Below are 12,649 nucleotides of genomic sequence, written 5' to 3' on the forward strand. Positions count from 1 at the left end.
TGCGACAAAGAAGACGCGGCGCTCTGTGCGAGCGCCGAAAAGGAGTCGTTATTGTCCTGCTACGCCAATAACGGATTTGCCATTGCACCGGGCGCCGTCGGCGCCGCAGATCAAGTTCGTGTTGCCCTGTTCATAAACCATTCCGAACAGAATCTGATTATTACCAATGGGAGAAGCCGCGGGGATATGGGCGGACTGGTCGGTGCGGAATTCGGTGAATCTCAGCTTTTTCGCCTCATTTGTAACCTGCAGCAACAGGCCGGCGGTAACGCCGTCAGCGGCGCCTGTCGCGCCTGCAAACAGGAACTTACCGATGTCCAGCGCCTGGAAGTCGATAGCTACCTCGTTCTGCTTATGGTCGATCAAGTTGTAATTACGCAGACTTCCATCTGGTGAAAACTCCGCCAAAAAGAAGTCTCTCTCAACGCCGCCGCCCGGTTTTTGCACGGCGGCGTCGCCGCCAACCCAAATTTCGCCATTTTGCACGACAACTCCGCCCAGTGATTCGTCAAACTGTTTATCCAGTAGCAGTGTGTCCAGATATTGGCCTTGAGTGGTCAATAAGGTGACGGCGATGTCTTCATCATTATCGCCTTCATTGTGGTTGCTTTGTTGCAGCATACGGCCAAAGTGCTGGTCATAGACGGGTATGAAGGCGTCTTTGGTCTCAAAGGCGACGGCGATGCGATCATCTCCTTCCGAGACCGCTATTCTGGCGTGCAGCGGTCTGACTCTTCTCCACATCGCGAAATGGGTGGGCATAACCTGATGATCCCAGGATTGGGATAAGTTCAGGTTCATGGCGTAAACCTTGATCCCGTATGTATAGGCCAGAAGATAAACGGAGTTAGCCTCCACGTTGAGGGAAAGTAATGCGTTATTGGGAAGTGTGGGGTTGTTTGCGTAGTACAAATCCGTGATGGGAAACGAGGTGATCGTACCGTCATCATTAACGTCGTACTCAATCAGATCCGCTGCATCCGGCGCGTCGACCAGTCGGGTCTGCGCCAAGATGTCGCCCTGCATGGAGAACTTGCTGAGCACTACATAGTTGCGTTCGGGATTGGCCGGCAGCTCGGGACCGACAGGTTGCAGTCCCACCGTTATCAAGTTCCCAAGAGGGGTAAAAGCGATGTCTTTGAAGGCGGTCAGCCCATCTTGCTCTTTGCTGAACAGTAAGTCTCCTTGCGGGGCCAGGCATTCCAGCTTACTTTTCCATGTGTTGTCAGCGGCGCTTTGGGCATAGGTGTAGCAGACGGAACCGTCAGGTCCGTGCGCGACCTTCGTAATCTGATTTTTGAAGTCAGAAGAAATAGTGCGGTAGTTCGCACGGCCGGACCACATGGCGCTGTCAGGAAACTGACCTGTCGCCGGACCGGGGTCGACCACTTCAGCGGGATCTGGTGTATTTGTCTGACCCGAAGCTCCGCCTGAGCTTCCAGAGCCTCCGCCGCACGCGGTGAGCGAAAGCAGAGAGAGTAGGGAGGCGAAAGTAACGATGCCTTTTGTCACAGAAGTACTCCTTGTATTAAGCGGCGGCGATACAGGAAGTGAATGGTTCTGTAGGCGCCAACCGCGATGGGAAGGCGCATCAATCTACCGTCTAGTAGATTGAATAACAAGAAGAATGTTAAATAAATGACCTGTGGTCACTATGTGCGCAAGAGCTGTCGTTTCAGGCAAATAGAAGGAAGCTGTTTGTCTGTCAGGTTAATAAGTCAAGCGCCGGCCGCTGACACAATCAGTGTAAGTAGTAACGGAACGCCAACCAGCAGGGCCGGTAAAGTCAGCGCGTAAAAAACAGGTTTTGCTACGACTGATCTGGCGTTGGAGGCGAATAAAGCGGACAGGATCAGCAACCCTTCTGTCAGCAGTAAATTGCTCCCTATGCTTTTGGCGGCGCCGACGCTCTCGTCAAACAATAACGCGTTTATGCTGTGGGCGGCGGTGACCAACGCGAGGCAGGTGAACCCAACCGCGATGACTACTCGTAACCTGGACAGGATGGATAGGTAAACGCTTGCTTTGGTCATGGACAGAAGGAACTCCAATTTGCACGAGAGTGACTGCATGCAATGCACGCCAGGGATGGGTTGCATTCTATCGCGTAAGGTCGCGATCATTGAAAAAGAGATTATAATCGCTTCGCTTTTTCACTCATAAAGGAATGCCATGATGACCAAGGAAAAATTCGATGGTCTTGCAGAAGACTATGATCTGTATCGTCCCCGTTATCCTCAGGCGTTAATGGCGATTATCAAGGACGCCTTGCCTGAGCGTGACTCCTTGAACATCGCTGATGTCGGGGCGGGAACGGGCATCGCACTGGAAGGGCTGATGCCGATACTGGGTAATCAGCATCGTTATTATGCGGTGGATATCTCCGTTGACATGATCGCGCAAGGGCGGCGTAAGTTTCCTAATGTCGATTGGCGCTTAGGAAAGGCGGAGGAGATCATCCCGACGCTACCAGAGCTTGATCTGATTCTGGCGGCGCAATCCTTTCAGTGGATGGACCGTCCCCAAATGCTGGCGGCGACCCGACAGGCGCTGTCTTCCGGTGGCGTATTCGCCGTCATTCAAAACAATCGCCTCTATCAAAACAGCCCATTCCTGGAAGGCTACGAAAGTCTGCTGGAGACATGCAGCCCAGGCTACAGCCGCCACTACCGGAGCTTCGATTTCCAGGGCGAAATCGCCGACGCGTTTACCCGTCCGCGCGAGGCGGTGGCGTTTCACTCACATCATTGGACAATGTCTATTCCCGCCTCAGCCTTCGTCGGCATGAGCCGCTCATCGACACAGGCGCAACGCGCACTGGCGGAGGACGAAACACGCTTTCTACAGAGGCTGGATGCGTTGCTGAACCAGTATATGCAAGACGGAAATATTGAGTTGAGCTATGAGAGCCAGTTATTTCTTGTTGGGGCGGGGGAATCGAGAAAGGCTTAGGTGGGGTAAATTAAAAAGGAGCCGAAACAAATTTCGGCCCCTTTCTTTTTAAATTAAACGTCCATGCCCTGTGAGCGCAGGTATTCATCATAAGTGCCTGCGAAATTGATCACGCCGGTAGGTGTGATATCGATGATTCGCGTGGCGAGTGAGGAGACGAATTCGCGGTCGTGGCTGACGAAAACGACGGTGCCTTCGAACTTCTCCAGAGAGAAGTTGAGGGATTCGATGGATTCCATGTCCAAGTGGTTGGTGGGTTCGTCCATAACAATAATGTTGGGACGTTGCAGCATGATCTTTCCGAACAGCATGCGGCCCTGTTCACCCCCGGAAATTTTGGTGACGGACTTTTTGATCTCATCGCCGGAAAACAGCAATTGTCCCAGGATGCCGCGAATCACCTGGTCGTCATCTTTAGGCTGGCGCCATTGGCTCATCCACTCGAATAAGCTCATGTCTTCAGCGAAATCAGCCGCGTGATCCTGGGCGTAGTAACCAATCGACGCGCCTTCCGACCACTTTACGACGCCGGCGTCCGGTTCGACTTCATTCATCAGGCAGCGCATCAGTGTGGTTTTACCCGCGCCGTTAGCGCCCAGAACCGCCACTTTTTCGCCAACTTCAACCATCATATCCAGCTTTTTAAACAGGCTGAGGTCTTCATAGCCTTTGCTGAGGCCTTCCACTTCCAGCGCCAGACGGAACAATTTCTTTTCCTGGTTGAAGCGGATGTAGGGGTTAACCCGGCTGGAGGCTTTGACTTCCGCCAGCTGGATTTTCTCCATCTGACGAGCGCGGGATGTCGCCTGCTTGGCTTTGGACGCGTTGGCGGAGAAGCGGGCGACGAACTGCGCCAGATCGTCCAACTGCGCCTGCTTCTTCTCATTCTCAGCCAGCAGCTGTGATCGGGCCAGAGTCGAGGCGGCCATGTATTGGTCATAGTTGCCAGGGTAGAGGCGAATCTCGCCGTAATCCACATCCGCCATGTGCGTGCAGACGCTGTTCAGGAAGTGACGGTCGTGGGAAATAATGATCATGGTGCTGTTTCTGGCGTTCAACACATCTTCCAGCCAGCGGATGGTGTTGATGTCCAGGTTGTTGGTCGGCTCATCGAGCAGCAGAACATCTGGATCGGAAAACAGCGCCTGCGCCAGAAGAACCCGTAACTTCCAGCCGGGAGCGACAGCGCTCATCAGACCATAATGCTGTTCGACGGGAATGCCGACGCCAATCAACAATTCACCTGCGCGGGATTCGGCGGTGTAACCGTCCATCTCTGCGAAGGCGCCTTCCAGGTCGGCTACTTTCATGCCGTCCTCGTCGCTCATTTCCGGCAGGCTATAGATGCGGTCCCGCTCACGCTTCACTTCCCAGAGCTCGGGATAGCCCATGATGACGGTGTCGATAACAGAGTAGCTTTCATAGGCGAACTGATCCTGACGCAGCTTACCTACGCGGGCGTTGGGCTCAATGGAAACCACGCCGGCGGTGGGGCTCAAATCGCCGCCGAGGATTTTCATAAACGTCGACTTCCCGCAACCATTAGCGCCGATCAGGCCGTAGCGGCCGCCGGGAGAGAACTTGACGGAGACGTTTTCAAACAGCGGCCGGGAGCCGAATTGCATGGTAATGTTCGCGGTACTAATCACAGCATTGTCCAGGAAATAAACAGAAACGGTCGCGCATGATAGAGCAATCGCCGCTTAGGGCCAAGTGTGGCGGTGTGATATTAAGGGAAATCCGCTGACCACTGCTGGGTTTGGGCGTGAAATGTCGGTAATTTACAAGCTGCTGGAAATTGACGGGCGTACAATCATTTGCTGTCCGCTTGAAGTCCTGCTTTTTATATCCAACCAGCACTACGAGAGTTGAAAATGGCGCTAGGTAGTCATTCGAACGTACACAATACATGTCTAAATATTCTTAAAAAGCAAGGCTACAGGTTATGGCTTCGCTATGACGATGAGGCCCTACCGCTTGCAGAAGCAGATCTTTCAATGTGTCTTTGGTGCGCGGAAAAAATGGTTACAAGTTCATCGCCAGTAATCCAATCGAGTTATTAGGTTTAGCAAAAATATATGAGTTTAAAGGCGAGCCGAAGACGGATGAGATCCCGTATTGGTGGCGTGTGATTGATGAGAAAGTAAGAGATAAACTTATAGAAAAATTATTTCTCGATGATTGAGCATCAAGCATAGACCCCATGCAAACCCCATGGGGACATGCAAGTCTGCATGATTTGACCCAGGTCGCAATTCTCTCACCGTCCGCTAAAAAGCTTTTGCCTGGATTCACGGCAAGGGTGCATGATCTCTTCTGAATAACGTTCAGTTAACTGTTTTTGTCGGCCTGCGTCAGGCCGGTCATAACCTGCAGTATTGCGGACATCCAGTATTCAGCCGCCGCGATAGGTTTTTTGAAGCTATCGATAACAACAATGGAAGGGGGCAGGGAGTACTGTGAACGCAATATCTAAGGAGTTGGAGCAGGGGTTTTTCACGCAGTCGGTGATCGGCGATCAGCCTTATCCCAGTTATGAGTTACGCAATATTCTGGCGTGCCTGGGGGAATGGGGCGACGTCGAGTTTGTGGAGTCTGTTTTGAAGCGGGTGGGGCTGGATTGGGAGCGCTTGTGGGAAGAGCCTTCCATGCCCACTCATAGATTGCTGCAAACGCTGGATCTGGTGCGAGAGCGCTACGCTACTCCCGGCCTGGGGTGCGCTATCGGGCAGTCCTACACGCTGGCCAGTCTGGGAGAAATCGGCGTGCAGGTGGCGACCTGCCGAACGCTGGGCGAAGCCCTGGTGCTGGTGGAGCGCAACTATGATCAGCTTGGCGTTGTGATGGACAAATCGCTCACCTTACAGGGCGATCAGGTGGTGGTGCGGCACTACAACGTCAGCGGTCTGGATCATGAGACCCTCGATTTCCTGATGGAGATCTGTATCGCCGCTTTTTTCACCGTCGCCAGAGAGGTGGCGGGATTCGACTTTCCTTTGCGTTATGTGTCTTTTACGCGAGAGCCGCCGACGGACCAAAAAATATATCGTCTGGTCTTCGGCGATCAATTACGTTTTTCGCAGCCTTTCATCGAATGGGCGTTTGACGTTCGTTTGCTGGAGGAGCCGGTGCGGGTGCATTTACCCGACGCGACGCCGATGCAAGAACAGCCGACCTATCTGCAGTTCACCGCCTGGGATGAAACCAGTCTGGTGCAGCGCATCAGCGACATGCTATACGCCAGCCGAGGCTTCCCTGAGCTGCCGGAAATCGCCAGGCGACTGAATATGAGTCCGCGCACATTGCGGCGTCGGCTGGCGACAGCGGGGATCAATTATCAGCGGCTGCTCAATCGGATTCGGTGTCAGCAGGCGATTGCGTTGTTACAGGAGGAGGCGCTGGCGGTGGATGATATCGCAGACAGGCTGGGGTTTACGGAGGTCGCCAACTTTCGGCATGCGTTCAAGAAATGGCTAGGACTGCCCCCGGGGGCAGTCCGTTCGGTTTAGCGTCTAGGGTGTCGCAAAAGCTGGTTTAGCGACTGTTTTTATAAAGTTTTTTTGTCGTTTGGCGCGTATGTGCAGCCTGTTGTCAGGTTGTAACCTGAATTATCGACGCGCGCAAGGGCTTAATCTACGCAGTCGTTGGTCGCCATCCGCGCAATCCATTCATGTATCAGAGCCTGTCCTTCCTGGTGCACAAGCTGCCGGCCGATTTCCGGCATCTTGTCGCCTGGCTGGTCGGACGCCATTCTGAAGTTGATGATGGAGGCGTCCGGCGATCCCGGCTCGATGTCGTAACTCAGTGCGCCGCCGCCGTAAGCCACGGGCTGTTTGCAAACGCCGTGCTGACTTTGGTAGTCCGCGAAGCTGCGCCAGAACTCCAGGCTGAGGCCGGTGTTCGAGGCGCCGCCTTCAGGACGGTGGCAATGCGCGCAGTTAATGTCCAGGTAGCCTTTCGCCAGACGATGGATCTGATCGTCGGAATAGCCCGCCAGATTGGAAGCGTCCGCGTCGCCATAGTTGGGCACGCTGTCTATGCTGGACAGATCATCCGGCAGACCGGAAAGAATGCCTTTCTGTTTCCAGTAGGCAAGCTGGTTGGCGGCGCCGTCGGCGTAAGTGTAAGTCCAGTTAAGCTGACGCGCTTTGGGTCCCAGGGGAACAAAGCGGGAGCCGGACTCCGTCTTGAACTGGTGACACTGCTTGCACTTATTAGTGTCTGGAACCTGATAAGTGAAGCTTTGCTGCACCCCGTTATGCACTACCGTTGCGGCGTAATTGCCTCCCGCCACGCTCAGCTCCGCGTCGTCCTCATTGGCGTCCCAAATATAGGGCAGGGCGACCCAACCACTGGCGCGCCGGATCAACAGGCGGGTTTCCAGTAAGCGCTCATTGTCCAGTCCGCGGTTAGCCGTGTCCGTCGGCAGCGCGAAGGTTTTGGTAATGACGGTTCCTTCGGGAAAGTCGATAATTTCCTGTTCGCTGTACTGGGCCTGTTTGCCTTCAGGAACGTACACCACGCGGTATTTGCTCGCATAATCCGTGAACAGAGGGGTGGCGAGATCATATACTATGCCGGCCCCGCCGGTGGTCTGCGTTGGGTCCGCACCGCTGAACAGGCGATAGCTGGACAGATAGCGGCAATTGGTGGAAGCCAGCGCGCTCCAGTTCACCCCATCGCCGCTTTCGCCGCACACGCCTGCTTCTTTGGCGGTGGAGCCGCCACTGTCAGCGGTTCCGTCGCCACCGCTGCTGCAGCCGGCGATCACTCCGGCCATTATCCACAGCACGCCGCCACAGATAGCGGCTTTTTTATTGTTTTGCATAAGCGCCTCAACTCTTTACTGATGTGTCTAGCCTTGGTGTTTCATCACAGGCTGCAAGCCGCATGGGCGTCATCCTGACTGCATCCGTGCACTTTGCCGGCGACCGTGGCGGTGGCGGCGGGAAGCCGGTCCAGATCGCAGACCAACAGACTGGCGCCGACGCCAGTGGTGGCGTCAGGTTCGCCGTCGGCGGGGTCTGCGTCAGTAAATGTGGTTGGGTCCGGGTTATAGAGGAAACCCTTGGTGGCGTCGCCATTGTTGAAGACGCAAATGTTCTCCGATCCGTCCGCAGCGAATGGTTCCTCAGAAAATGGCGCGCCATAGCCTGCGCGGGCCAGTAACTCTCCGAAGCCGTCGTACAGAACGCTGGGCAGGGTGGTCTCCCCAATGGCCTGAAATGCGGGGAGCACACCCTGTATTAAATCGCCTCGCGGACTGGCACCTGAGTCGCTGATGCTGTTGTCGTGAATAGAGATATTACGAGGAACGGAGCGCCAGCCGTCAGCCATGATGCCGTCCATGACATATTGCGCCATCTCCGTCTGCGTGGCGGCGATGAAGAACGAAGAGACGGTGACGGAGGTGGTGTCGTGGTTGCTGATGGCGTTGTTATAAACCTCCACATCCGCGGTGGACAGCACGATCACGCCGGTGCCGGGAGGCACGATATGCACGCCGGCGGGATTGCTGCTGGCGTTGGCGAAGTTATCGGTATTGTTATCGCGGATGATGTTGTTGAACACCCTTACGGTGGAGCCGTATTTGTGATTGCCGATTGGCAGATCGAACACCAGAATGCCGCCGGTGTTGCTTTCCGCCACATTGTTGTAAACATCCGCGTTGTGAGAGTTTTCGATTTCGATGCCCGCGACGTTCTCTTTGGCGATATTGCGCCGCACCACGATATTACGGGACTGCCCGACGTAAACGCCGGCGTCCGCCGAACCGCGCACATAGGAGTCTTCGATCAGGATGTTGGAGCATTCCACGGGATACAGGCCGTAGGCGCCGTTGTCCGAGTTTAATTCGCCTTTCCACTCGGTGCGGGTGTATTGCAGACGAATGCCGTCGGAGTCCTTCAGCTTGATGCCGTTGTTGGCGGCTTCCTCCACGGCGAGGTTGCGGACAGTGATGTCCTTCATGTTCTGAATGAATATGCCGTCGCCGCCCAGAGAGCCGGAAAAGTCCAGGATGGTCTTATCCATGCCGTACCCGGCGATGGTGATATTCTCCAGTGACGTCCCATCGCCGTCGGGATCGCCGTCCAGGGTCAGCGTGTCGGTGATTTGCAGGCGTCCTTCGGGCAACACCAGATAATCGCCGGACTGCGCGGTGATGAACGCAGTTTTGATTGCGATGGTGATGTCGCCGTCGGCGCTGATGAATTTTGCGTTGTCAGGGAAGTTGGCGCCGCTGGAGCTGTCGCCGCCAGTGGTGTCGCTACTGCATCCGGTCAACGCTGCGATAGAAAGACAAAGAGCCGGCGCAAGGCCGGCGGGGATGAAATTGGGTTGCATAGTGTCCCTCGCGTTCTTTTTATTATTGGGCGGCCAAATAAGAGGACAGGTTGTCCGCTTTTTGGGTGTTTTCTGTTATGCCGTAAAAGCGGGGAGGGTCACAATGTGCAAAGTGGCCAGCGGTAATTTTATTCTGATTAATGCTGGCGTAGAATCGACGTCCGGGAAGGCGAAGGCGGGAGATCGGCTGTAACCGTCTGTATAAAGTTATTTTTTCTTAACAATGTGAGAAAAATACCAGTTTTGGGAGAAAAGTCTTATAGCATATCCGCTGGCGATGGCGGAGATTAAGGCGATGGGCTCCCCGGAGGAAATACGCTTTCTAGCGCTATTGGAATTCTCCATAATGCCGTAGCCCCCGATTTTCAGGACACAGGACAACACCTAACAAGGACTTGATGGGCAGAGAAGGATGATCAGACGCCAGATTCACCCCCTTAGACCCTTTAAAATCGGAGACTGGTGGGTCGACCCGGAAGCCAACAAACTGGCTGACCAGGATTGTGAAATTTCTCTTACCCCTAAAGCGATGGCGGCTCTACTTGCGTTGGTGGAAGCGCAGGGCCGGGCGCTGGGGGAGGCGCAACTGCAGGAAAAAATCTGGCCGTCGTCCGCGCAGCCGGATGCTTCCGTCGATCAGATTATTTCTCAATTACGCAAAGCGTTCGGAGATAATGGCAGACCGCGTCGTTACATAGAACGAGACGGCTCTACTTATCGTATTGTGGCGCAAATGTCGCAGCCGGATGTGGACGGTCTGTGTCCCCACACTGACGCCCAGGGCCGTCGGCGCGGTTTGTGTAAGTGGGGGATCAGTGTCGGCGCGCTCGCCTTGGTGTTCGCATTAGGGTTCGGCGTTTTTTATCCCAAACCCCATGCTCCCAGCCAAATCATTGTTTACCCGATTCAATTGGTGGACGCCTCCCACCATCGCGATAGCGCGTATCTGGCCACCAGCGTCACGGACGCTATTCGTTCGCGACTGGTTACTCTGCATGGCGCGCGGGTGGTGTTCAGCGAGACTGCGCCCTGGTCGCGCCCTGATCGTGGCAGTGCGGTCAGCGGCAGTTTGCAGGTCACCGGCTCCAGCTTGAGGTTGATTCTCAATATTACCGATCTGGCGGGCAGAGACTCCCAGTGGAGCGGCCTCATTGAAGGCGACGCCAGTAAGCTGTATGCATTTCACCAGGATCTGACGGAGACATTGTTGTCTCAACTCAACGCGCCCAGTGACGAGTTCAGTGACCGCCGCGAGCCGGACCCGGAAGCTTACGATTATTACTTGCAGGGACGTCACTATTGGTCCCAGCGCGACGTGCTCTCGCTGCAGCGCGCGCTACAGAATTTTTCTCAGGCGATCAGCCTCGACGGACAGTTCGCGCCAGCCTACGTCGCCCTGTGCGACAGTTACCATTTCCTGAGCGTTTATTCGGATCTGCCCGCCAGCACGGTCTCGGAAAAGTGCGCGCCTCTGCTGGACCGCGCCTTCGCTCTGGACCCCGGCATGCCACAGGCCTATGCATCCCGCGCTTTGCAGTTTTCGGAGCAGGGCAGGGAGAGTGAGGCGGAAGGCTTCTATAAAAAAGCCATGGAGATGGCGCCGAATTACACGCCTGGCTACCTATGGTACGGGCAGTTGCTGCGCTCCCAGGGGCGCTATATTCAGTCTCTGGCCATGTATGAGCAGGCGTTAGAGCTGGAGCCCTTTTCCGGCGGCATCAATCGGGGGAAAGCCTATACTCTGCTGCGTATGGGGCGTCTGGAGCAGGCACGCGATACTTATCAACGCGCCCTGGCGCTGGAGCCGGATTACCTGTACCGGCCTTTGGACCAACTGGAATTCCTGCCAATTACGGTGGACACGGCGACGGATTACTTCAACTGGTCGCGCATGTATCCCCATGTGATCGGGCGGCAACCCAACAATAAGGTAACCGAGGCGATTCTGTGGATGGCGCTCGGGGATATGAAGAAAGCGCAGGAATTACTGATTCAGGTGCCGCCGGGCATGCGCACCGGCGCCAACTATCTCTACGCGCGCGGTCTGCAGTACTCTATCAACCGGGACTATGAGGCGGCGTTGTCTGTATTTCAGCAACGGCGCAGCCAACAACCGGGGAATCGCTCCTACGCGCTGCCGGTGGCCGCCACGCTCATCAAGCTGGGACGGAACGAGGAAGCGCTGGAGGAGCTGGACCGCTATTATCCCAAGCTGGGCAATAATAAAACCTCAATCGATTCTGAAAACCGCTTTCCCTACCTGATCGCCTGCTATTTGCGGCATATCATCGGGCAGAAATCGCCACAGTATCTGCATGATGAACTCAAGCAATCCGTGTCCTATAAGATTGTCGAAGCCATGGATATACCGGAATGGTTTGTGTACGAAAACCCCGCCAAGTTATTTGAAATTTTACGGGCGCAATTGATGTCGGGCTGGCTGCCGGATTACAACCAGTTCCTGTGGGCGCCGGAGCAGTGGCCGGAGTGGAGTTCCTTTACCCGGGATCAACAGGAAGAGGTGACCGGTCTGTTGCGTCGCAACCGCCAATCGGTGCTGAGGGAGAGCGGGCGCGAGGACAAGCTCAATGCGTCTCTGGATAAGCGCAGCGTCAAAGAGGCGGCGGCGCTTAACTGATCCGTCGCCATAGTCTGTAAAGACGCTACCGCGCGCCCCAATCATAATCCTGAATTTGATGTACGCGCTCCCTTTGTTCCTCGGTGAGCACTTCCTGCATTTTTCTGCGCGCCTGCAATTGAATTTCCAGCATTTTGAGATGGGCGTCCGCCATGGCGCGATGCGCTTCCAGAATGGCTTTGTCATTCATTTCGTCTTTGTTGAACAGGCTCTGCATGGCGGCGTGTTGTTTGTACATCTCCTGAAAATGAATCCACTGTTGTTCGCCCAACTGCTTTTGAATTTCTTCAATCTTGTTGCGCTGCTTATCATCCAGCCCCAGCAGGCCAGCCATCCGCGGTGTGCTTAAATCCATCATGCCGCCCATCATAAAGCCATCGCCCATCATGTACCCGTGACCGAACCTGTGATCAGACCCCATCATGGAATGGCGACCGTAGCCGCTCCAGTTGGATGCGCTCCAGTCGTCGCTTGTGAACATGCCGCCGCTTCCCATCATATGCCCGCTCCTCATCATGCCCTGACCGCCGCCGGCGCAGTCTTCACAATCGCTATCGGAAGCGCTTGAGCCAAAGAAACCGTGGCCAGAGGCGGAGGCGGCCAGGCTGAGCATCAAGGCGACAGTAAGAGGTTTTAGGGGAGCGAGGATATGTCTGTGGTTCATGGCGACGTCTCCTTTTGGGTTGGAGTAGGTGATCAGTACCCCTGCTGCTT

9 protein-coding genes and 1 pseudogene are annotated in these 12,649 nt (G+C 55.1%); 4 read left to right on the top strand and 6 right to left on the bottom strand.

Annotated features, from left to right (window positions below):
- Positions 1 to 48: 48 nt before the first annotated feature.
- Positions 49 to 1,512 carry a hypothetical protein gene (locus ACQYWX_RS13365; RefSeq protein WP_431689118.1) on the bottom strand — a complete coding sequence of 488 codons (1,464 nt, stop codon included), beginning with the start codon at positions 1,510 to 1,512 and terminating at the stop codon, positions 49 to 51.
- A gap of 206 nt (positions 1,513 to 1,718) precedes the next feature.
- A complete protein-coding gene (locus tag ACQYWX_RS13370) occupies positions 1,719 to 2,033 on the bottom strand; it encodes a hypothetical protein (RefSeq protein WP_431689119.1) in 315 nt (104 codons plus the stop codon).
- A gap of 139 nt (positions 2,034 to 2,172) precedes the next feature.
- On the opposite strand from ACQYWX_RS13370, the gene ACQYWX_RS13375 reads away from it, so the two are divergent.
- On the top strand, positions 2,173 to 2,952 hold the full coding sequence (locus ACQYWX_RS13375; protein ID WP_431689120.1) for a class I SAM-dependent methyltransferase: 780 nt from the start codon (positions 2,173 to 2,175) through the stop codon (positions 2,950 to 2,952).
- Between the two features lie 53 nt (positions 2,953 to 3,005).
- Here the strand turns inward: ACQYWX_RS13375 and ACQYWX_RS13380 are convergent, their stop codons facing one another.
- The gene (locus ACQYWX_RS13380) at positions 3,006 to 4,601 is read right to left on the bottom strand and encodes an ABC-F family ATPase (RefSeq protein WP_431689121.1); all 1,596 of its coding nucleotides are present in this window, start codon (positions 4,599 to 4,601) and stop codon (positions 3,006 to 3,008) included.
- 350 nt (positions 4,602 to 4,951) lie between these two features.
- Here ACQYWX_RS13380 and ACQYWX_RS13385 point away from each other — a divergent pair, with 350 nt between their 5' ends.
- Both ACQYWX_RS13385 and ACQYWX_RS13390 read left to right on the top strand, forming a co-directional pair.
- A complete protein-coding gene (locus tag ACQYWX_RS13385; protein WP_431689122.1) occupies positions 4,952 to 5,137 on the top strand; it encodes a hypothetical protein in 186 nt (61 codons plus the stop codon).
- 274 nt (positions 5,138 to 5,411) lie between these two features.
- Positions 5,412 to 6,461 carry an AraC family transcriptional regulator ligand-binding domain-containing protein gene (locus ACQYWX_RS13390; protein WP_431689123.1) on the top strand — a complete coding sequence of 350 codons (1,050 nt, stop codon included), beginning with the start codon at positions 5,412 to 5,414 and terminating at the stop codon, positions 6,459 to 6,461.
- Between the two features lie 119 nt (positions 6,462 to 6,580).
- On the opposite strand, the gene ACQYWX_RS13395 is transcribed toward ACQYWX_RS13390, so the two are convergent.
- Positions 6,581 to 7,780, bottom strand: coding sequence for an SO2930 family diheme c-type cytochrome (locus tag ACQYWX_RS13395; RefSeq protein WP_431689124.1), 1,200 nt, complete (start codon positions 7,778 to 7,780; stop codon positions 6,581 to 6,583).
- A 44-nt stretch (positions 7,781 to 7,824) separates the two neighbouring features.
- On the bottom strand, positions 7,825 to 9,297 hold the full coding sequence (locus ACQYWX_RS13400) for a parallel beta-helix domain-containing protein (RefSeq protein ID WP_431689125.1): 1,473 nt from the start codon (positions 9,295 to 9,297) through the stop codon (positions 7,825 to 7,827).
- 529 nt (positions 9,298 to 9,826) lie between these two features.
- Here ACQYWX_RS13400 and ACQYWX_RS13405 point away from each other — a divergent pair.
- Positions 9,827 to 11,071, top strand: a pseudogene (locus ACQYWX_RS13405) (winged helix-turn-helix domain-containing protein); the annotation flags it as partial.
- Positions 11,072 to 11,960: 889 nt separating this feature from the next.
- On the opposite strand, the gene ACQYWX_RS13410 reads toward ACQYWX_RS13405, so the two are convergent.
- On the bottom strand, positions 11,961 to 12,599 hold the full coding sequence (locus tag ACQYWX_RS13410; protein WP_431689126.1) for a Spy/CpxP family protein refolding chaperone: 639 nt from the start codon (positions 12,597 to 12,599) through the stop codon (positions 11,961 to 11,963).
- Between the last annotated feature and the right edge of the window lie 50 nt (positions 12,600 to 12,649).

The organism is Hahella sp. NBU794, from assembly GCF_050749805.1.
Taxonomy (GTDB): domain Bacteria; phylum Pseudomonadota; class Gammaproteobacteria; order Pseudomonadales; family Oleiphilaceae; genus Hahella.